This is a genomic window from Afifella sp. JA880, from assembly GCF_025379905.1.
GTDB lineage: Bacteria > Pseudomonadota > Alphaproteobacteria > Rhizobiales > Afifellaceae > Afifella > Afifella aestuarii.
In genome coordinates, this window is record NZ_JAOANH010000001.1 from 1,521,934 (window position 1) to 1,541,820 (window position 19,887).

At 64.9% G+C, this 19,887-nt stretch carries 17 protein-coding genes; 7 read left to right on the forward strand and 10 right to left on the reverse strand.

The features are described from left to right. Positions 1 to 5: 5 nt before the first annotated feature. On the reverse strand, positions 6 to 857 hold the full coding sequence (locus NYQ83_RS07195; RefSeq protein ID WP_234629527.1) for a 3'(2'),5'-bisphosphate nucleotidase CysQ: 852 nt from the start codon (positions 855 to 857) through the stop codon (positions 6 to 8). 179 nt (positions 858 to 1,036) lie between these two features. On the opposite strand from NYQ83_RS07195, the gene NYQ83_RS07200 reads away from it, so the two are divergent. Beyond that, positions 1,037 to 1,564, forward strand: a complete 528-nt coding sequence (locus tag NYQ83_RS07200; protein WP_128292345.1) for a hypothetical protein — start codon at positions 1,037 to 1,039, stop codon at positions 1,562 to 1,564. A 73-nt stretch (positions 1,565 to 1,637) separates the two neighbouring features. Here the strand turns inward: NYQ83_RS07200 and ubiA are convergent, their stop codons facing one another. Then, on the reverse strand, positions 1,638 to 2,588 hold the full coding sequence (ubiA, locus tag NYQ83_RS07205; RefSeq protein ID WP_261213607.1) for a 4-hydroxybenzoate octaprenyltransferase: 951 nt from the start codon (positions 2,586 to 2,588) through the stop codon (positions 1,638 to 1,640). Between the two features lie 117 nt (positions 2,589 to 2,705). Between ubiA and purD the strand changes: the two genes are divergently transcribed. Both purD and NYQ83_RS07215 read left to right on the forward strand, forming a co-directional pair. Further along, positions 2,706 to 3,965 carry a phosphoribosylamine--glycine ligase gene (gene purD, locus NYQ83_RS07210; RefSeq protein WP_261213609.1) on the forward strand — a complete coding sequence of 420 codons (1,260 nt, stop codon included), beginning with the start codon at positions 2,706 to 2,708 and terminating at the stop codon, positions 3,963 to 3,965. 239 nt (positions 3,966 to 4,204) lie between these two features. Then, on the forward strand, positions 4,205 to 5,101 hold the full coding sequence (locus tag NYQ83_RS07215) for a patatin-like phospholipase family protein (RefSeq protein ID WP_261213610.1): 897 nt from the start codon (positions 4,205 to 4,207) through the stop codon (positions 5,099 to 5,101). Positions 5,102 to 5,105: 4 nt separating this feature from the next. Here the strand turns inward: NYQ83_RS07215 and NYQ83_RS07220 are convergent, their stop codons facing one another. Beyond that, positions 5,106 to 5,558 carry a nucleoside deaminase gene (locus NYQ83_RS07220; RefSeq protein ID WP_128292341.1) on the reverse strand — a complete coding sequence of 151 codons (453 nt, stop codon included), beginning with the start codon at positions 5,556 to 5,558 and terminating at the stop codon, positions 5,106 to 5,108. Positions 5,559 to 5,595: 37 nt separating this feature from the next. On the opposite strand from NYQ83_RS07220, the gene NYQ83_RS17830 reads away from it, so the two are divergent. Next, positions 5,596 to 6,858 carry a pseudouridine synthase gene (locus NYQ83_RS17830; RefSeq protein WP_409976959.1) on the forward strand — a complete coding sequence of 421 codons (1,263 nt, stop codon included), beginning with the start codon at positions 5,596 to 5,598 and terminating at the stop codon, positions 6,856 to 6,858. Continuing rightward, the gene (gene rsmD / locus NYQ83_RS07230) at positions 6,833 to 7,417 is read left to right on the forward strand and encodes a 16S rRNA (guanine(966)-N(2))-methyltransferase RsmD (RefSeq protein ID WP_261213612.1); all 585 of its coding nucleotides are present in this window, start codon (positions 6,833 to 6,835) and stop codon (positions 7,415 to 7,417) included. The genes NYQ83_RS17830 and rsmD overlap by 26 nt, the downstream gene beginning before the upstream one ends. A 9-nt stretch (positions 7,418 to 7,426) precedes the next feature. Here rsmD and mutL read toward each other — a convergent pair whose 3' ends face one another. The 7 genes from mutL to NYQ83_RS07265 all read right to left on the reverse strand — a co-directional run bounded on the left by mutL (position 7,427) and on the right by NYQ83_RS07265 (position 16,781). After that, the gene (mutL, locus tag NYQ83_RS07235; RefSeq protein WP_261213614.1) at positions 7,427 to 9,301 is read right to left on the reverse strand and encodes a DNA mismatch repair endonuclease MutL; all 1,875 of its coding nucleotides are present in this window, start codon (positions 9,299 to 9,301) and stop codon (positions 7,427 to 7,429) included. An 80-nt stretch (positions 9,302 to 9,381) separates the two neighbouring features. Further along, complete coding sequence (locus tag NYQ83_RS07240) at positions 9,382 to 10,035, reverse strand: hypothetical protein (protein WP_128292337.1); 654 nt, start codon at positions 10,033 to 10,035, stop codon at positions 9,382 to 9,384. Positions 10,036 to 10,136: 101 nt separating this feature from the next. Next, positions 10,137 to 10,622 carry a signal peptidase II gene (gene lspA, locus NYQ83_RS07245; protein ID WP_261213616.1) on the reverse strand — a complete coding sequence of 162 codons (486 nt, stop codon included), beginning with the start codon at positions 10,620 to 10,622 and terminating at the stop codon, positions 10,137 to 10,139. A 100-nt stretch (positions 10,623 to 10,722) separates the two neighbouring features. Next, on the reverse strand, positions 10,723 to 13,641 hold the full coding sequence (ileS, locus tag NYQ83_RS07250; protein WP_261213617.1) for an isoleucine--tRNA ligase: 2,919 nt from the start codon (positions 13,639 to 13,641) through the stop codon (positions 10,723 to 10,725). A gap of 241 nt (positions 13,642 to 13,882) precedes the next feature. Next, a complete protein-coding gene (locus tag NYQ83_RS07255) occupies positions 13,883 to 14,743 on the reverse strand; it encodes a DUF2066 domain-containing protein (protein WP_261213618.1) in 861 nt (286 codons plus the stop codon). Between the two features lie 116 nt (positions 14,744 to 14,859). After that, a complete protein-coding gene (locus NYQ83_RS07260) occupies positions 14,860 to 15,879 on the reverse strand; it encodes a bifunctional riboflavin kinase/FAD synthetase (RefSeq protein WP_261213619.1) in 1,020 nt (339 codons plus the stop codon). A gap of 11 nt (positions 15,880 to 15,890) precedes the next feature. After that, entirely contained in the window at positions 15,891 to 16,781 is an 891-nt protein-coding gene (locus NYQ83_RS07265) for a TIGR01459 family HAD-type hydrolase (protein ID WP_128292332.1), read from the reverse strand. Between the two features lie 249 nt (positions 16,782 to 17,030). Between NYQ83_RS07265 and NYQ83_RS07270 the strand changes: the two genes are divergently transcribed. Together NYQ83_RS07270 and NYQ83_RS07275 are read left to right on the forward strand one after the other, a co-directional pair. Continuing rightward, positions 17,031 to 18,491, forward strand: coding sequence for a M16 family metallopeptidase (locus tag NYQ83_RS07270; protein ID WP_261213622.1), 1,461 nt, complete (start codon positions 17,031 to 17,033; stop codon positions 18,489 to 18,491). A gap of 41 nt (positions 18,492 to 18,532) precedes the next feature. Next, positions 18,533 to 19,804 carry a M16 family metallopeptidase gene (locus tag NYQ83_RS07275; protein ID WP_261213623.1) on the forward strand — a complete coding sequence of 424 codons (1,272 nt, stop codon included), beginning with the start codon at positions 18,533 to 18,535 and terminating at the stop codon, positions 19,802 to 19,804. Positions 19,805 to 19,887 lie beyond the last annotated feature (83 nt).

Genomic DNA, 19,887 nt, shown 5'->3' on the forward strand with positions numbered 1-19,887 from the left:
CTTGATCAGTGAGAGATCCCGGCGCGCGCCGCGCGCTCCTCTTCGACCCGGCGCAGAACGGCAAGCAATTTGTCCTGCAGTCCCGGATTGGCGGCAGCAAGCGTTCCATGCCGCAGCTCCGCCCGGTTGTAGACGGGCGGCCGTCCGTCCAACGCGGTCAGCCGGCCACCGGCTTCGTGCACCAAAAGATCACACGCCGCAAGATCCCAGTCATGTGCCCGAGGGCGCGCGAAGGCCGCATCGAAAGATGCGTCAGCCACGTTGGCAAAGCGCCAGGCGAGCGAGGGCAAATACCGCGAAGGCCTCACAGAATGCTCGCGCCAGACCTCGCTTTTGAACCAAGAATTCGGCCCGGCAATGGCGCAGTCGCTCAAAGTGTGACGGTCCGCCACCGTGATTTTTTCACCGTCTTCGCTCGCCCCCTCGCCCAGCGTCGCCGTCATCAGGCGATCGAGAGCGGGGGCAAAAAGCACCGCCGCGCCCGGGCGGCCGTCGCGCACGACGGCGATCGAAATGCACCAATGCGGGTCGCCGGCTAGGAAACCTCGGGTTCCGTCGATCGGATCGACCACGAATACGCTGCGACATTCGAGCCGGCGCGGATTGTCCGCCGTCTCTTCGGAAAGCCAACCATAATCCGGCCGAGCGGCCAGAAGCGCCTCGCGCAGAAAGGCATCGACCTCCATGTCGGCCACGCAGACCGGCGAGCCGCCGGCCTTGCTCCAGTTCTCCGGATCGTGCCGGAAATGGCGCATCGCAAGCGTGCCGGCGCGGCGCGCGGCATCTGCCAGAAGCGTCCGATCGGCGCGATTGCGCTCCGTCTCGTCGGCCGGAATTTGAGTGTCAGATTGATCCATCGCACTGCCATATCGTGCGCCGTCGCAAAAGCGCAATGTTCAGAGTTCGCTTACCCTCACAGACAGAGACACAGTCTTAACCAAGCCCTTTAAGCAATCCGCAGATGCGAGGCGCGATCCTCTCGGCTATCAAATCGGCAAAAGCCGAGGAAAGAGCCAAACAGGCCGGGCAAAAAAACATGCGTCAAACAGAACAGAAACTGGTCGAAGACAAGACAACGGGTTGCCAAACGCGGCGGCCCGCCGTCTTCGAGACCTTTGGATGGTATGCGGCGACGACGGCTGAAGGCGGACGGGCGGTGGCGCTTTTCGCCAGCGAACGCGTCGTGGTCGAGCGCACCGTCGCTGGCATGCGCTGCCTCCTCGATGTCGCCCACAGCGCCTTCAACGGCGTCCGCCTCGTGCGCGAGATCGGGGGCTATTGCATCGTCGTCGAGCATGACGACCCTGGGCTGACGCTCACCCTCGCTCAGACCTTGCCACTGGAGGAGGCCAAGACCTTCCGTGACGCCCTGAGCGCGCATTTGAAGAGCAGCTTTGCCGGCGACGTTCACGTCTCGAAGCGTCTCGACGGAGGCCGCTCGAAGCTGCGCACCCGGCGCCCCCTGCGCAACACGAAACGCCCACGCTTTCTGGCGCGTCGCAGGATCGGCGGGTTGGACGAGCAGGAGCCCATCAACGGCGACGAGTTGATCGCGCGCACCTGACCCGCCACCGGCAGATCTTTCCAAAACCTGCGCCCGGCCTCGGCCGGGCGGCCCGGTTAGGCGCCCCCTGATGTCAGCCGAAAAGAGCCTTGAACAGCGCGTCCAGGCAGAGGCCCGCAAAGATGATGGCCCCGGCATCCCGGTTTGAGCGGAAGCGCAGCAGGCAATTGTCGGCATCCTCGGTGTCGAGCGTCGCCACCTGCCAGGCAAAATGCGCAGCAACGCCCAAGAGCCCGAGATAGGCAAAGTAGCCGCCGCCGGCGAGCATCACCGCGCCTAAAAGCAGCGCCACAGCGAGCCCAAAGAAGCCGACGAGAGCCCGGCGCGTATGGGCGCCGAAAAACTGCGCCGTCGAGCCGATGCCGATCAAGGCGTCGTCTTCCTTGTCCTGATGCGCGTAGATCGTGTCGTAGGCGACGGTCCAGGAAATCGCGGCGGCATAAAGCAGCACCGGCGCCCAGCCGAGCGAGCCGAAGATCGCCGCCCAGCCGACGAGCGCACCCCAGGAAAACGAGATACCGAGGACGACCTGCGGCCAATTCGTGACCCGCTTCATGAACGGATAGACCGCCACGAAGACGAGCGAGGCGAAGCCAAGGCCGATGGTGAAGGCGTTGAACTGAATGAGGACGAGAAGCCCAACCAGGCATTGCAAGAAGAGAAACAGAAGCGCCCGCTTGAGGCTGACGGCCCCCGACGGGATCGGCCGGGCGCGCGTGCGCGCTACCTTGGCATCGATATCCTGGTCGACGAGATCGTTGTAGGTGCAGCCTGCCCCGCGCATGGCGACGGCGCCGATGAGGAACAGGATGAGCTGCCAGATCGGGGGGAACGCGCGGCCATCGGCAATCGATGCGAGCGCGGACGACCACCAGCACGGCCACAGAAGCAGCCACCAGCCGATCGGCCGGTCCCAGCGGGCCAGCCGTCCGTAGGGCTTCAACCAGTCCGGAGCGAACCGGTCGAGCCAATGGCGGGAGACGGAATCCGGGAGCGCTCCGCCCTGTGCGGCATTGTCTGTCATGACGTTTGCTCACCGAAAGTGGGAGAGAAGGTCAAGCCCCTTTAAGAATGGGCTGCTGCGGCTTATCACCCCGACCTATAAGGCGCGAGGGGTTTAGCGCTTCAGGAGGCTTGAAACGTGCGGGTTTTGTTGATCGGAGGAGGCGGCCGCGAGCATGCGCTCGCCGGAGCGCTGGCGGCGTCGCCGCGCTTGAGCAAATTGTTTGCCGCGCCGGGGAATGCCGGCATCGCGAATGTCGCGGAATGCGTCCCACTTGATTCTTCAGACAACCGCGCCGTCGCCGATTTCTGCCGCAAGGAAGCGATCGACCTCGTCGTGGTCGGTCCGGAGGGCCCGCTCGTGGCAGGCCTCGTCGATCGGCTCAAGGAGGCGAAGATCCGCGCCTTCGGGCCCAGTGCGGCGGCAGCACAGCTCGAAGGCTCGAAGGTCTTCACCAAGGCATTGTGTGCACAGGAGAATATCCCGACCGCTGGCTACGAGGCCTTCAGCGACCGCAAAAGCGCGCTCGCCTATGTGGAAAAACACGCCCTGCCCGTCGTCGTAAAGGCCGACGGCCTCGCCGCCGGCAAGGGCGTTACCATCGCCACGACGCCGGAAGACGCGCGCAAGGCGGTGGAAGCGATCTTTCTGGAGGACGGCGCCCAGGTCGTCATCGAAGAGCATCTCGTCGGGGAAGAGGCGAGCTTCTTCGTCTTGTGCGACGGCAAGACGGCACGTCCGCTGACGACGGCACAGGATTTCAAGCGCGCCTATGACGGCGACGAGGGCCCCAATACCGGCGGCATGGGTGCCTATTCGCCCGCCCCCGTGATGGATGTCGCCACCCAGGCGCGAACGATGCGAGAGATCATCGAGCCGACGCTTGCCGCGATGGCGAAGCGGGACATGCCGTTCTGCGGCGTGCTCTATGCCGGGCTGATGATCACGGCCGACGGCCCGAAACTCATCGAATACAATGTCCGCTTCGGTGATCCGGAATGCCAGGTTCTGATGATGCGGCTTGAAAGCGATCTCCTGGCGCTTCTCGATGCGGCAGTCGCCGGCACGCTCGACCGCACCTCCATCGCCTGGCGCAAGGAGCCGGCGCTCACCGTCGTCATGGCCGCCAAGGGCTATCCCGGCCCTTACGAGAAGGGCAGCATCATCAAGGGGCTGGAGGAAGCCGCGGCGATCGAAGGAGCAAAAGTCTTTCACGCCGGCACACGTCGCGTCGATGACGACATTCTTGCCGCCGGCGGGCGCGTCCTCAATGTCGGCGCAATTGGGGCCGATCTCACTGAGGCGCGCAAGCGGGCCTATGAAGCCGTCGGCCGCATCGACTGGCCCGAGGGCTTCTGCCGTTCCGACATCGGAGAGGCAGCGAGCCGCCGGGGCTGAACGCGCTTTCAGGTGCTCTTCAGGCGCACCAAATAACAAGACGTCATGATGGCTTTGCAGGCCGCAGGACCAAAAGCGGCACCAAAACAGCTGTCGCGCGTTGGTTGTAAAACCTTCATGCAGCGCCTCTACGGTTCACGAAGACGATAACTTCCTCACGAACCGTTGGAGCGAAAAAAGACCGGGGAGGAGAGGCAGGCGGGAGGCCGATGCGGGCGAAAAGGCCCGGGAGCTAAAGGATGAGCTTGAATCACGATATCGGTCTGGCGCTCGGCGGGGGCGGCGCCCGCGGCATGGCGCATATTCTCGTCTGCGAAGTCTTCGACGAGCTCGGCCTGAAGCCCGCTTTGATCGCAGGCACCTCGATCGGCGCCATCATTGGCGCGGGTTATGCGAGCGGCCTGTCCGGTCGGGAGATGCGCGAGCGGGCGATCGAATTCTTCGGCCAGAGACGAGAGCTCTATTCCCGCCTGTGGCAGACGCGTCCGATCGGCTTCGGCGACATCCTCCGGGGCCGCCTCTTGCAGGCGCAGTTCGATACGCTGCGGGTGCTGGAGAACTTCGTGCCGGGCATCGAAGTGGTGCCGGAAACCTTCGAAGAGCTGAAGATCCCGCTCAAGGTCGTCTCCTGCGACTTCTACGGCTGGTGCGAGACGGTGATGGAGACGGGCGAACTCCGGCCGGCGATCGCCGCCTCGATCGCAATTCCCTCCGTCTTCAAGCCCGTGTCGATCAACGGACGCATCCAGATCGACGGCGGCGCCGTCAATCCGCTGCCCATAGATCTCTGTCTCGACAAATCCCTGATCGTCGCCTCCGACGTGGCCGGCGGGCCGAACGGAGACCCGGACAAGGTCCCGGGGCTGCTGGAGACGATCATCGGCGCCGCCCAGATCTCCATGCAGTCGGTGCAGGCGGAAAAGCTGAAGCGGCGGCGGCCGGACATCCTGTTCAGGCCGGAAATCAACGGCTTCTTCATCCTCGACTTCCTGAAGAGCGAGCAGATCATCTCGCTCAACGAGCCGCTCAAGGACGATTTGAAGCGGCGCCTCGAACACATCATCGATTCGCCCTTCGAGCGCAGCGATGCTCCCGCCGCTTCCAAGCTCCAGGCGGAGATCGGCCTGGCGCACTAACGCGCTAAGACCCGCGCCGGTCTTTGAAAAAGCTCCGCAAAAGCTCAGAGGCCGCGCCCTCCGCGATGCCGGAATAGACCTCGGGCGCATGATGGCAGGTCGGCGCAGAGAAGAAGCGCACACCGTTGTCGACCGCGCCGCCCTTCACATCCTCCGCGGCATAATAGAGCCGTCGAATGCGCGCGAAGCTGATCGCCGCCGCACACATGGTGCAGGGCTCAAGCGTCACATAGAGGTCGCAGCCCGTCAGCCTTTCGGAGTTCAGCGTCGCGGCACCGGCGCGAAGAACCAGCATTTCCGCGTGCGCACTCGGATCCCGGTCGGCGAGCGTGCGATTGCCGGCGCGCGCGATAATTTCGCCGTTTCGCACCAGCACCGCACCGACGGGCACCTCGCCACGTGCGGCGGCCGCTTCCGCCTCTGCGAGCGCTTCTGTCATAAAGGGGCTTCGTCTCATCTCGCCTGGTCGCGACGCCTCTGCTAGAGCTTGCCGCATGAGTGGGCAGAAAACCTCAGAAGCGCAAGACGGGCCGGACAAGGGCGAGCGCATCGCGAAAGTGATGGCGCGCGCCGGGCTATGCTCGCGCCGCGAAGCAGAAAGCTGGATTGCGGCAGGCCGCGTCAGCCTCAACGGCCGGGTCTTGACGACACCAGCCATCACAGTCACCGAGCGCGACAAGATCGTCGTCGACGGCCAGCCGCTGCAGGCGCGCGAAAGAAGCCGTCTTTTTCTCTATCACAAGCCGAAAGGCCTCGTGTGCACGCAGCGCGATCCGGAAGGGCGGCCGACGGTCTTCGCCGCCCTGCCGCCCGATCTGCCGCGGGTGATGAGCGTCGGCCGGCTCGACATCAACACCGAAGGTCTTCTCCTTCTCACCAACGATGGCGGGCTGGCGCGTGTGCTGGAGCTCCCGTCGACCGGCTGGCTGAGACGCTACCGGGTGCGGGCGCATGGCCGCATCGACCAGGAGACGCTCGATCGGCTGAAGCGCGGCATCGCCGTCGGCGGCATGCTCTACGGGCCGATCGATGCCGTCCTGGAACGACAGCAGGGCGACAATGTCTGGCTTCTCCTCGGACTTCGCGAGGGCAAGAACCGCGAGGTGAAGCGGGTGCTCGAACATCTCGGCCTCGTCGTGAACCGCCTCATCCGCGTCTCCTACGGTCCGTTCCAGCTCGGCGATCTGCCGGTCGGCACCGTCAAGGAAGTGCCAGGGCGGACGTTGCGCGACCAGCTCGGCGAGCGTCTGGCTGAGGCCTCCGGGGCGGATTTCACCGCCCCTCCCCGCCCGACAAACCCAGCGGGCGACAAGTCGCAGGCGGGCGGCAAGGACGGCGCGCCCGCGGGCCGCAAAGGCGGCCGACGCGGCGCCGGGCCTTCAGCGGGCCCTGATCAGGCCCCGCGTCGAGGCGCGGCCAAGTCCGGCAGAGGCGCGAGCGAGAGCGAGGCGAGGTCACCGCGCTCCTCCGGCGCCAAAACTCCATATCCCGAGCGGCAGGCCACCTCCGGCGAGCGCGCCGTCACCGGCCGCAGCGATAAGAAAAGCCGGGACAGGAAGGGCGACGACAAGAGAGCGCCAGAGAAGACCTTCGGCAAGGGCCGGCCCAACACCGCCAAGTCTGGCAACGCAAGGCCCGGAAACATGGGGCCCGGAAACATGGGGGCCGGAAACGGGGGGGCCGGACGCGCCGGGCCTGCCGACGCGAAGACAGGCGACAAGAGGGGCGGCCATGCGCATCGTCGGCGGAAGCCTTAAGGGGCGGCAGCTCGCGGCGCCGAAAACCCAGGCGGTGCGGCCGACGACGGACCGCCTGCGCGAGAGCCTGTTCTCCATCCTTGAGCATCGCCACGGATTGCCGGCCAAGGGCAGCCGCGTCCTCGATCTCTTCGCCGGCACGGGCGCGCTCGGGCTCGAGGCGATTTCCCGCGGCGCCGGCTACGCGCTTTTCGTCGAACAGGGCGTGGAAGGCCGCAGCCTCATTCGCAAGAATATCGAGACCTTGGCGCTGACCGGTGCGACCCGCATCTTCCGCCGCGATGCGACGAGGCTCGGCGTCGTCGGCACGATGGCGCCCTTCGACCTCGTCTTCTGCGATCCACCCTACGGCAAGGGGCTCGGCGAACAGGCGCTCGCCGCAGCCCTTGCGGGCGGCTGGCTGAAACCCGATGCGCTCATCGTACTCGAAGAAAGCGACCGGGCGGAGATTTCCCTGCCGGAGGGTTTTGCGCTCGTCGACAAGCGCGAAAGCAGCGACACGCAGCTCATTTTCCTGCAGGCGGCAGACGCAGCGGAGAGCGTTCCGACGTCCGGCTGAACGGCGCCCTCAGCGCCGGCCGAACAGCCGCTCGATATCGGAGAGCTTCAGAGCCACATAGGTCGGCCGGCCATGGTTGCACTGGCCGGAATTGGGCGTCTTTTCCATCTGGCGGAGAAGCGCGTTCATCTCGTCGGGCTTCATCCGCCGGCCGGATCTGACCGAGCCGTGACAGGCCATGGTGGCGGCGACATGGTCGAGCTTTTCGCGCAGGCGCGTCGACGCATCGAATTCGGCCAGATCGTCGGCGATGTCGCGCACGAGCGATGCCGCATCGACTTCGCCCAGGAGCGCCGGCGTTTCGGTGACGGAGATTGCGCCCGGCCCGAACGGCTCCACCACCAGGCCGAGCTCGGCAAGCTCATCGGCACGGGCGGCGAGCCGCTCCACATCCTCATGCGGCAGATCGACGATTTCAGGGATGAGAAGCATCTGCCGCGGGACCTGGCGCCCGCCGAGTGCCTCTTTCAAACGCTCATAGACGATGCGCTCGTGGGCGGCGTGCTGGTCGACGATGACGAGACCGTCTTCCGTCTGGGTGACGATGTAATTCTCGTGGATCTGCGCCCGCGCGGCTCCGAGCGGATAGGACACGGCCTCGCCTGTCTCGACCTGCCGGAATTCCGCGCTCGGACGGTCATCGACGAAGGCCGCTTGTGTCCCTTCGCCAAAGCCCGAGGTGAAGGTCGCGGGCTGCTCGGCCTCGTCCATAGCGAAAATCGGCGAAGCGGCCTCAGACTCGCCCGTCGGATCCGGCGCGGCCCATCCCTGCCAGCCCGGTGCGGCGCCCGGCGCATAACCGAAAGGACGCTGTGCGCCGCCCGACCAGCCTTGCGGCCGCGCCGACGAGCGGCGCAGCGCTTCGAGCGTCTCCACCCCGCCGGTCGAAGCGGCACGGAAGCCGTGCTCGGCCAGAGCCTCGCGCACGGCGCGGATGATGAGACCCCGGACGAGACCTGAATCGCGGAAGCGCACCTCGGCCTTCGCGGGATGCACGTTGACGTCGAGATCTTCCGGAGACAGCTCCAGGAAGAGCGCCAGAACCGCATGCCGGTCGCGCGCGAGAACGTCGGCATAAGCGGCACGGATCGCACCGGCGAGCAGCCGGTCGCGCAGAGAGCGGCCGTTGACGACGACGAATTGCGACAGGGAATTGGCGCGGTTGTAGGTCGGAAGGGCAATGAAGCCCGACAGGCGCACACCCTCCTTTTCGGCCGCGACTGGGACGGCGTTGTCGGCGAATTCCTCCCCCAGAATATCGCCAAGGCGCGGCAGCAGCGATTTGCGCGGCGCCCAGTCGAGCGTCTTGCGGTCCCCGCCCGCGAGCGTGAAACGAATGTCGGGATGGGCGAGCGCGATACGGCGCAGCTGATCTGTGACGGCCGAGGTCTCCGCGCGGTCGGAGCGCAGGAATTTCAGCCGCGCGGGTGTCGCGAAAAAGAGCTCGCGCACCTCAACCTGCGTCCCCGCCGCACGGGCCGCCGGCACCGGCTCGGCCTTGCGGCCACCGTCGACGAGGATCGACCAGCCATGCTCCTCGCTCTTGTGCCGGCTTTCGAGCGAGAGCCTTGCGACAGAGCCGATCGAGGCGAGCGCTTCGCCGCGGAAACCGAGCGAGGTGATGTGGGCGAGGTCGTCGTCCGGCAGCTTCGAGGTGCAATGACGATCCACGGCGGCGACGAGATCGTCGCGGCACATCCCCTCGCCGTCGTCGGTGACACGGATGAGGCTCTTGCCGCCGGCGCTCGTTACCACCTCGACGGCCCGCGCACCGGCGTCGATGGCGTTCTCCACGAGCTCTTTGACGACGCTCGCAGGACGCTCGATCACCTCGCCGGCGGCGATGCGGTTGACGATATGCTCAGGAAGAGCGCGAACGGCCAAGATCTGTTTCCGCTTTCGAATCCAAAGCGAGTCTGACGAAGGCCGTCCGGTTTGAAAAGGCGGCTGAGGCCGGAATGGCGCTACTTGAACATCCGGGTGAAGAAGTTGCCCTTCTTCTTTCCGCCCGTCGCCTCCGGATCGACCGGAGCGGTCTCGGCGGGCTCGCGATAGGCCTCGGGCGGATCCGTCAGATAGCGCCGCTCGGTGATGCCGACGCCTTTGGCCTCGGCCATCTTCTCCTTGACGTCCTTGGCGGCCTGACGGTTGCGGACGAGATCGTATTTGACGCCGATCTCGGCATCGTCTTCGCGCTCACCCGGCTGACGCTTGCGGGCCATCCCGCTCAGCGGCTTCAGGCTCGACACATATTCCGGAGACATGTCGTCCCGGGCGATGTTGTTGTCGGGATCAGCCGGGTTGAGAGCGACCGCCGAAGCATTGGGCTGCGGGCCCGTCGGCCAATTGGCCGTTCGCACCCCGGCCTCGGGCTCGGGTGGCCGCAACTCGGCGCTCGGCGGCATCACGAGCGGCGAGCGCGGCCGATAATCGATCGGCTTCTTGTCCTTGCCGCCAAGGTTGCCGACGGCAGCCACTTCGGAAAAGATCGCCATTTCGGGCGCCTCGCCGGTGCCGTAGGTCCTGCCCGGACAGCCGCCCAGCAGCATCGCGCCCATTGCCAGGGCGATGGATGCCGGCACGAGCCGCTTTGCGGTTTCCGCCGCTGAATTCGCCATCAACTCTACCCCTTGCCCCATCGCTCGACAGGAATCTTTGCCGGCCAAGATGGACGCGGCTTATAGCATAAGGCCCCTATCCGTCGACAGGAGCCCGCCTTTCACGTTTGTTTGGCATTTTCAGGGCGCTCGGTCGCCCATGCGAGAAGCATGCCGATCACCCCCGCGACGATCCACACATCGGCGAGGTTGAAGACGTACCATTGAAAACTGCCGATATGGAACAGGAAGAAATCGGCCACCGCACCGAAGCGCAGGCGGTCGATGACGTTGCCGATCGCCCCACCGATGATGAGGCCCACGGAAATCGCGGACAGAAACCGGTCGAGTTTCGTCAGCCAGTAGAAAAACACCGCCGCCCCGATCAATCCGACACCGACGAGCAGCCAACGTCCGATGTCGCTTTCCTGCGTGAAGAGGCCGTAGCTGACGCCGCGATTCCAGACGAGGATGAGATCGAGGAACGGCGTCAGCGCCACGCGCCCCTTCTCGGCAATGGCATAGGGCCCGAGCATGAAGGCCTTGTGCGCCTGGTCGAGAATGGCCGCGAGCACGGCAACGGCAACGCCGAAACGGAAGGGCGTCATGCGGCCTTCCTTCCAGCAACCGGGCCTTCGGCAACCGGGTTTTCGGCGGCGGCCGGGACGCCAAGTCCCGTCGCCGCCAAAATGATCGGCTGTGCCAGCGTCACGCGGCCTGTGCCTTTTCCCATTCGCGCATCGCCGCCGCATCGCGCGGCGTGATGTCGGGATATTCGGGATCGGCGCCGACCTCGGGCGTGATCTTCCAGGAGCGGGCGCATTTGCGCCCTTCCGCCTTCGCCGGGACGACGGCGACGCCTGGAATATCGGCGAGCCGGAACGCCTCCGCCGGGCCCTCGCCCAGTTCAAGGACGACACCCGAGGTGATGGCGATCTCGGCGAGATCGATCTCCTTCAAGATCGCAAGCAGCTCCTCGTCGGCGATATGGACGATCGGCGCCGCCTCCAGAGACGAGCCGATGCGCTTCTCGCGCCGCTCCACTTCGAGCGCGCCCATGACGACGCGACGCACCGTCCAGATCCGCTCCCAGCGCTCTTCGAGCGCCTCGTTGCGCCATTGGGCCGGGATCTGCGGGAAGAGTTCGAGATGGACGCAGGCATCCTCGCCGAAGCGGGCCATCCAGGCCTCCTCCGCCGTGAACGGCAGCAGCGGCGCCAGCCATTTGACGAGCGCATCGAAGAGCCGGTCGATGACCGTCAGCGCCGCGCGGCGGCGCAGCGACGACGCCGGATCGCAATAGAGCGCATCCTTGCGGATATCGAAATATTCCGACGACAGGTCGATGGTCATGAAGTTGAAGATGGCGAAGAAGGCGCGCTTGAAGTCGAAGACCTCGTAGGCGCTCGTCACCGTCTTCTCCAGACGCACGAGCTCCGACAGGATGAGCCGCTCCAGCTCCGGCATGTCGGCGGGTTCAACCCGCTCCTCCGGGCGGAAATGGGCAAGCGAGCCCAGCATCCAGCGGATGGTGTTGCGCAGCTTGCGGTAGGAATCGGCGTTCGTCTTCAGGATTTCCGGACCGATCCTGAGATCCTCCGAATAATCCGAGGAGACGACCCACAGGCGCAGAATGTCGGCGCCCGACTGCTCGATCACCTGCTGCGGCGTCACCTGATTGCCGAGCGACTTCGACATTTTGCGGCCGTCCTCGGCCATAACGAAGCCATGCGTCACCACGGCGTCGTAGGGCGCACGGCCATTGGTGCCGCAGCTTTCCAGAAGCGAGGAATGGAACCAACCGCGATGCTGGTCGGAGCCTTCGAGATAGACATCCGCCGGCCATTTGAGATCCGCCCGCTTGCGCAGGACGAAAGCATGGGTGGAGCCGGAATCGAACCACACGTCGAGAATGTCGTCGACCTTCTCCCAGGCCTCGGCATCTTCCACCAGGCCGTCGAGGAAGCGTGCTTTTGCGCCGTCCTTGAACCAGGCGTCGGCCCCTTCCTCGCGGAAGACGGAGACGATGCGGGCATCCACCTCGTCGTTGCGCAACAGGGCACCCGTCTCCTTGTTCACGAAGACGGCGATCGGCACGCCCCAGGCGCGCTGACGTGACAGGACCCAGTCCGGGCGATGTTCGATCATGCCCTTGAGGCGGTTCTTGCCGGCGGCCGGATAGAACCGCGTCGCCTCGATCGCCTCGAGAGCGCGGGCGCGCAGGGTTTCGCTGCCTTCGATCGGCTCATCCATATAGACGAACCATTGCGGCGTGTTGCGGAAGATGACCGGCTTCTTGGAGCGCCAGGAATGCGGATACTGGTGCTTCAGCCGGCCGCGGGCGAGAAGCCGCCCCGCCTTCACGAGCGCCTCGATGACAACCTTGTTGGCGTCGCCCTTCTTGCCCTTGTCGTCGATGACGCGCACGCCTTCGAAACCCGGCGCATCGGGTGTGAAGGCGCCGTTCTCGTCGACCGTATAGGGGATCGTGGTGTCGATGCCCTCGCGGCGGAGCTCGCTCGCCTTTTCCATCCACACGTCAAAGTCTTCGCGACCGTGACCGGGGGCGGTGTGGACGAAGCCCGTACCCGTATCCTCCGTCACATGCTCGCCGGCCATCATCGGCACGTCGAACTGATAGCCGCCGAGGCCGGAATCGCGGAACGGATGGGCGCAGCGCGCGATCGACGCCGGGTCGACATCGCCGCGGCGCTCATAGGCCTCGACGCGCGCATTCTTGAAGACGTCGGCCGCCAGAACGTCGGCCAGCACCAGGCGGTCGCCGACCTTCGCCCAGTTCTCTTCCGGCGCCTGCGTCACCTCATAGAGGCCGTAAGAGATGCGCGGCGAATAGGCGACGGCACGGTTGCCGGGCATCGTCCAGGGCGTCGTCGTCCAGATGACGACGGAAGCGCCGGCAAGCGGCCCGTCCCCAAGCACTGGGAACTTCACCCAGATCGTGTCGGATTCGTAATCGTGATACTCGACCTCGGCCTCGGCGAGCGCCGTCTTCTCCACCACCGACCACATCACCGGCTTGGAGCCACGGTAAAGCTGACCGGAGCCGGCGAACTTCAGCAATTCCTCGGCGATGACCGCCTCGGCATCGAAGCTCATCGTCAGATACGGATCCTTGAAGTCGCCGATGACGCCGAGCCGCTGAAACTCCTCGGACTGGACGCCGACCCAGTGGGTGGCGAAGTCGCGGCACATCCGGCGCAATTCGACTTTGTCGACGGAATCCTTCGACTGGCCCTTGGCGCGCAGGTTTTCCTCGACCTTCCACTCGATCGGCAGGCCGTGGCAGTCCCAGCCGGGCACGTAATTGGCGTCGAAGCCCATCATCTGGCGCGAGCGCACGATGACGTCCTTCAGGATCTTGTTGAGACCCGTGCCGATATGGATGTTGCCGTTGGCGTAGGGAGGGCCGTCATGCAGGACGTATTTCTCCCGCCCCGAGGCCTCCTCGCGCTGGCGCTTATAGAGATCCATCTTCTCCCAGCGCGCGAGGATTTCCGGCTCCTTCTTGGGGAGGCCGGCGCGCATGGGGAAGTCGGTCTTCGGCAGAAACAGGGTCTTCGAATAGTCTCGCTCCGCCTCGTTCGCGGCGGCTTTTTGGTCGCTCATCGTCATATCCTGAGCTCAGAATTCTATGAAAAAGCGCGTCGATCGAATGCGATCGCGGCCCGGCAATGCGCTTCCCGACCTCTCAGACAGAGGCCGGGCGGCTAATTCGCAGAAGGGCTATGATCTCGGCTCGCATGGGGCGGCTTGTAACCGAGAGCCGCGGCGATGAAAAGCCGCTGACGCAGCCGGTGCGCGACAGTGGAAGAACGAGAGGCGGAGACGCTTGCGCCGGAGCGGGAGTTCACTTCCTTTCCAGGCCCGCCGCTTCATCGGCATGGCCGGACAGCATCGCGGCGGCTCCCGCCATGGCATTGCGAAACGCATCGTCGAAGCTCAAGCCAGCGACCTGCCAGTCGGCCGTCTCGCCCTCGGCAGTTTGGAGATGCCACTTGGCCTTCCACCCGAGCGCCGTCGCGTCCCAGGCGATCGAGCCGCCAAGGGCGACCTCCGTCTCGAGCGCGCTCGCAAACGGGCGGAGATCTTCCATCTCGCCCTCCCCCGAAGGCACGGAGACAGCGTCCTTTTCCTCCAGGATGGATTGCGCGGGCAGGACGATCGCAAGCCCGTATTGGTGCGCCGCAGCTTCCAGCGCGTCCTTCTGATCGATGCCTCGCTTGCCGTCGCGCGTCAGAAGATACCGCCGGCCTTCGGTGAGAACCGCGACCAGAACAGCAAGCGTCGGCCGGTCGAGCCAGGCTTCATAGCCAAGGCCGTTGAGCGCGGCGTCGATCTTCGCCGCATCGAAGCTGACCGTGAGATCATAGGGACGATCGCGCGAGCCCTGCTCGTCGTGATGCGGGATTCCTTCCATGCGGTCGTGATAGCGGTAGGCACGGACGAAGGAGGGCGCTGTCGCGAGGAGTTCTGAAACGCGAGGATCGCCGCGCGCGATGGGCGCGCCGGAGACTTTGACGAGAACCTTCAGAAGGCACTCCTCGAACGCCGGAAGCCGCGTCTCCTCGCGCTCCCCGGTGACGATCGTTTGCGCCTCATAGAGATCCGGATCGCTCGAGGGACCGGCGTCCGCGGGACCGGCGCCGGCGGCCAGCGGAGCCAGAAGGAGCGAAGCGGTCACGAGGACCAAATGCCAGAAACGCATCATCAAACCTCCGCAGCAGCAGACATATGAGCGGTTCACCATAAGGACCGCCCAGCCGATTGCGAGGATTATGACGCGTCGAAGATACGCTGAAGGGAAACGTGCTCAGCGAATAGGGGTCAGGCGAGCCCGAGAGCTTCAGCTTCCCCCTCGATGCGCGGCCAGTCCGCGGCGATGCGGCGATCGAAATCTGCGAGGGGGTGGTTTGCCAAAATCCTGCGCGCGGTCGCCGCGTCCTCGTTCATCTGCGCCACCAGAGCCTCGATGGAATCGAAGCGCTCCTCGGCGCGGATCCAATCGACGAGCGAGACGAGGCCCATCTCGCCATAGAGATCGCCTTCGAAATCGAACAGGAACGTCTCGAGCTTGGGGGCGCCGTCGTCGAAGGTCGGGCGGCGGCCGAAACTCGCGACGCCATCGTGCACCCGACCATCCGGCCGGGTGTAGCGCACCGCATAGATGCCCTGACGCAGATCGCAGGAAGCCGGCAAGACCATATTGGCTGTCGGAAAGCCCAGATCGCGGCCACGCCGGTCACCGTGGACAACTTTCGCCGCCACTGACCAGGTCCAGCCCAGAAGCTGACGCGCCTCCTCGACCCGACCTTCCTCAAGAGCGGCGCGGATCCGGCTCGATGAGACGGCCCCTTCTTCATCGCCGTGCTTGTCGACGACGGTCACGCCGAAAGAGGAAAGCACACCCTGACGCTGCAGGAATTCCGGCGTGCCCTGGCGACGATGGCCGAAATGGAAATCATAGCCGGTGACGGCATGGCGCAGCTGAAGCTTCTCGATGAGGAAGCGGCGCACGAAATCTTCCGCCGAGGTTTCGGCGAAGGCCGCATCGAAATGCGCGACGACGACACCGTTGAGGCCGAGGGCGGAGGCGACACTTGCCCGCATCACAGGCTCCGTCAGACGGAAGAGCGGCTTGTCGGGCGCGAAGAAGGAGCGCGGATGCGGCTCGAAGGTGAGAAGGATGCAGGGCGCGCCGAGATGCTCAGCTTCCGCCTGGGCGGCTGCGAGCACGGCCTGGTGACCGCGATGCATGCCATCGAAATTGCCGATCGCGACGACGGCATTTCGCCATTCGTCTGGCAGGCAATCGAAGGTCGCAATGGAAACGGACGAAGACGGCATCGGACGAGAGATCAGCGGAGAGGATCGGACGAAGTCGCGCCTGCACCGCCGGCGGACCAGACGAGGCGCGGCAGGAACGCCACGACATGACGCTCTTCCTCGATGAGGCGGCTGCGCACCTTGTCGAGATCCGGCTTTTCGGGATGGCCGAATTCATGGGCGTGAATGCCGGCCGTCACCATCAAGCAGTCGATGCCCGCCTGGTTGGCCCCGCGGATATCGGTGTTGAAGGCGTCGCCGATCGCCAGAACTTTTTCGCGGGACGGATGGCCGAGGGTCGCCAAGGCCGCATCGTACATCGGCGCGAAGGGCTTGCCGACGAGGATCACCTCGCAGCCGAGTTCTTCATAGAGCTCGGCAAGCGCACCGGCGCACCAGACGAGGGTGCCGCCGCGTTCAACAACGACGTCGGGATTGGCGCAGACCATCGGAATGCCACGCCCGGCAAGTCTTTCCAGGAGCGGGCGATAATCGTCGGGCGTTTCGACGTCGTCTTCCGACAGGCCCGTGCAGCTGATGGCGACCGCCTCGTCGGGCCCCACCAACGTCACGTCGAGCCCGTCATAGAGCGACAGATCCCGGTCGGGGCCGATATGGCAGATGCCGCCCTTCTTGGCATAACCGGAGATCGCCTGGCGGGTCACGTCGCCGGAGGTGACGATCGCGTCATAGGCGTCATCGGGGCAGCCGAGCGCCAGAAGCTGCTCGCGGACCGGACCGTTCGGACGCGGCGCATTGGTGATGAGCGCCACGCGTCCGCCCTTCTCGCGGAAACGGCACAGCGCCTCCACGGCGCCGGGATGTGCGGCGACACCGTTATGGATGACGCCCCAGACGTCGCACAAAATCGCCTCGTAATCGCCGGCGATCTCAGCCAGACCTGATATCTCTTCCGCTTGCATGAGCCCATTTATGCTGGGACCGGAAAACCGGCACGAGCCGCGGGTAAAGGCTTGCGGGCAGAACGTCAATTGGCCGGTCCGCCAACATGTGGCCAACATGAAGAGATGTTCATTGGGCATCATCTCTGCCGCCCTATATGTGCGGCTATGTCCAGCACCTAAACCGCAGCCGGTTGCGAGAGACTCCAAATCGGAGACTTCACCTTGAAGCATTTCCCGTTCAAAGTGCCGACCCTAGTCGGAGCGTTCATGGTCAGCCTTATCCTTTCCCCTGCCCTCGATCGGGCCCCTGCTTATGCAGAAGATGCGACACCCGACGAGGTGCAGAGCACCCCACAAGTCGCACGCATCGCCCCCAATGCCGAACATTTCACGCTCAAGAACGGCATGGACGTGGTGGTCATTCCCGACAAGCGCGCGCCCGTCGTCACGCATATGGTCTGGTACCGCGTCGGTTCCGCCGACGAGCGGCCCGGTCAGTCGGGTAACGCGCATTTCCTCGAACACCTCATGTTCAAAGGAACGAAGAAGCACCCGGAGGGTGAGTTCTCCACCTATGTGTCGAAGATCGGCGGTGAGGAGAACGCCTTCACCAGCAACGATTACACCGCCTATTACCAGCGCGTCTCGAAGGACCACCTCAAGGACGTGATGGAGCTCGAAGCGGACCGGATGAGCAATCTCGTCCTCACCGACGAGGTCGTCGCACCGGAACGCGACGTCATCCTGGAAGAGCGGCGCATGCGGGTCGACAACGATCCTGGCTCTCTCATGAACGAAGCGCTCAACCGGATCTTCTATCTCAATCATCCCTATGGTCGGCCGACGATCGGCTGGGAGAACGAGATCAAGGCGCTCAACGCTAAGACCGCGCTCGATTTCTACCATGAGTTCTATACGCCTTCGAATGCGATCCTGGTCGTCGCCGGCGACGTCACGCCGGACGAGGTGAAGGAGCTCGCCGAGGAAACCTACGGTCAGATTGAATCAAAGCCCGACAGCGCGCGGCCCGCGCGTCCGGCCGAGCCGCCCTCGCCCGGTCCGCGCACCATCACCGTGCGCGACGAGAAGGTGCGCGAGCCCAATCTGATGCAGTTTTATGCCGTTCCCTCGGCTGTCACCGCCAAGCCCGGCGAGGCCGAAGCGCTTTCGGTTCTCGCCGACATTCTCGGCACCGGCGCGACGAGCCGTTTTTATGACGAGCTCGTGCGCGACAACGGACCCGCGACCTATGCCGGGGCCTATTACAGCCCGACGGCAGTCGACGATTCCCGCCTGATCGTCGTCGGCATCCCACGCGACGGTGTCGATCTGGAGACGCTGCAGGCCGATATGGAAGCCTCCATCCGCAAGCTCGCCGAAGAGGGCGTGAGCGATGAGGAGCTGACACGGGCCAAGAACTCCGTCGTCGCCGATGCCGTCTATTCGCAGGACAGCCAGCAATCGCTCGCCCGCATCATCGGCTCGGCGCTCGCGATCGGTCGCACGCTGGAAGACGTTCAGACCTGGCCGGCGCGCATCCAGAAAGTGACGGCAAAGGACGTGCAGGAGGTGGCGCAGCGCTATCTCGATCCCGAGAAAGCCGCGACCGGCTATCTCAAACCGGCCCTCGACCATCAGGCCGACATGTCTGAGGCTCCCGGCAACACGCCTGCCGCCCCACCCGCGCCGGAGACCGCCGATCCGGCCGCAGCGATGGAGCAGAACTGATGCTGCGCACCCTCTCGCTTGCCTTATCCTTCGGAGCCATAATGAGCCTTGCCGTTGCCATGCCGAGCCGCGCCCGCGCGATCGAAATCCAGGAAGTGACCTCGCCCAAGGGGATCACGGCCTGGCTCGTCGAAGATGACACGGTGCCGATCGTCAACATGCAGTTCGCCTTCCGCGGCGGCTCGGTGCAGGATCCGGAGAACAAATCCGGTCTCGCCAATCTCGCCTCGGGGCTTCTCGACGAAGGCGCCGGCGACCTCGATTCCAAGGCGTTCCAGACGCGCCTCGACAATCTCAACATCAAGCTCTCCTTCGACACCGGCCGCGACGCTTTTTACGGGAGTATGAAGACGCTTGCCGCCAATGCCGACGAGGCTTTCAATCTGACAAAACTCGCCTTGACCGAGCCGCGCTTCGACGACGAGCCGGTCGCCCGCATCAAGGCGCAGATCCTGTCGAAGCTCAGAAGCGACGAGACCGATCCGAATGAGCTCGCCCGTCGCGCCTGGGCCAAGACCCTGTTCGGCGACCATCCCTATGCGCGCAACGGCGAGGGGACGGAGGAAAGCGTGGAAGAGCTGACGGCCGCCGACCTCAAAGGCTTCGCCGAGCGGAACCTCGCGCGCGACAATCTCGTCGTCGCCGTCGTGGGCGCGATCGATGCGGAAACGCTGAAAGGTCGGCTCGACGAAGTCTTCGGCGATCTGCCGGAGAAAGCCGACCTCAAGCCGATCGCCGACTTCACCGCGGCCGCAGGCAAGACGGCGCATGTCGACCTTCCCGTGCCGCAGACCTCCATCCGCCTCGGCGGACCCGGCATCAAGCGCGACGATCCGGATTTCATCCCGGCCTATATCGCCGACCACATCCTCGGCGGCGGGACCTTCTCCTCCAGGTTTTACCGCGAAATCCGCGAGGAGCGCGGACTGGCCTATTCGGTCGGAACGAGCCTCGTGCCCTTCGATCATGCGGGCGTCTGGATGGGAGCTGCCGCGACGCGCGCCGATGCCGCCCAGGAGGCCGTCGATTTGATGGTGAAGGAAGTCAAAGACATGGCGGAGAACGGGCCGACGGACGAGGAGCTCGCCGATGCGAAGTCCTACCTCACCGGCAATTACGCCCTGCGCTTTGATTCCTCCGGCAAGATCGCCAAGCAGCTTCTCGCCATCCAGCTCGACCATCTCGGCATCGATTACGTCGACAAGCGCAACGAGCTCATCAATGCCGTGACGCGCGAGGACGTGCAGCGGGCCGCCAAGCGGGTCTATGGCGAGCCTCCTTCGGTGATCACCGTCGGGCCGGCAGCGAGCTGATACTCCTTTCATAACCTCCGCCGGGGCGATCTGGCTTCGCCCCGGCCCTCTCCTCCTCCGCCTTTCACCCGCGCCTCTCCCCT

Excerpts from the sequence above, each read along its gene's own strand:
- NYQ83_RS07195 (WP_234629527.1), bottom strand. The coding sequence starts at position 857 with ATGGATCAATCTGACACTCAAATTCCGGCCGACGAGACGGAGCGCAAT.
- rsmD (WP_261213612.1), top strand. The coding sequence starts at position 6,833 with ATGCGCATCGTCGGCGGAAGCCTTAAGGGGCGGCAGCTCGCGGCGCCG.
- NYQ83_RS07255 (WP_261213618.1), bottom strand. The coding sequence starts at position 14,743 with ATGATGCGTTTCTGGCATTTGGTCCTCGTGACCGCTTCGCTCCTTCTG.
- NYQ83_RS07200 (WP_128292345.1), top strand. The coding sequence starts at position 1,037 with ATGCGTCAAACAGAACAGAAACTGGTCGAAGACAAGACAACGGGTTGC.
- NYQ83_RS17830 (WP_409976959.1), top strand. The coding sequence starts at position 5,596 with ATGAGTGGGCAGAAAACCTCAGAAGCGCAAGACGGGCCGGACAAGGGC.
- NYQ83_RS07275 (WP_261213623.1), top strand. The coding sequence starts at position 18,533 with ATGAGCCTTGCCGTTGCCATGCCGAGCCGCGCCCGCGCGATCGAAATC.
- ileS (WP_261213617.1), bottom strand. The coding sequence starts at position 13,641 with ATGAGCGACCAAAAAGCCGCCGCGAACGAGGCGGAGCGAGACTATTCG.
- NYQ83_RS07215 (WP_261213610.1), top strand. The coding sequence starts at position 4,205 with ATGAGCTTGAATCACGATATCGGTCTGGCGCTCGGCGGGGGCGGCGCC.
- NYQ83_RS07270 (WP_261213622.1), top strand. The coding sequence starts at position 17,031 with ATGGTCAGCCTTATCCTTTCCCCTGCCCTCGATCGGGCCCCTGCTTAT.
- NYQ83_RS07265 (WP_128292332.1), bottom strand. The coding sequence starts at position 16,781 with ATGCAAGCGGAAGAGATATCAGGTCTGGCTGAGATCGCCGGCGATTAC.
- lspA (WP_261213616.1), bottom strand. The coding sequence starts at position 10,622 with ATGACGCCCTTCCGTTTCGGCGTTGCCGTTGCCGTGCTCGCGGCCATT.
- ubiA (WP_261213607.1), bottom strand. The coding sequence starts at position 2,588 with ATGACAGACAATGCCGCACAGGGCGGAGCGCTCCCGGATTCCGTCTCC.
- NYQ83_RS07260 (WP_261213619.1), bottom strand. The coding sequence starts at position 15,879 with ATGCCGTCTTCGTCCGTTTCCATTGCGACCTTCGATTGCCTGCCAGAC.
- NYQ83_RS07220 (WP_128292341.1), bottom strand. The coding sequence starts at position 5,558 with ATGAGACGAAGCCCCTTTATGACAGAAGCGCTCGCAGAGGCGGAAGCG.
- NYQ83_RS07240 (WP_128292337.1), bottom strand. The coding sequence starts at position 10,035 with ATGGCGAATTCAGCGGCGGAAACCGCAAAGCGGCTCGTGCCGGCATCC.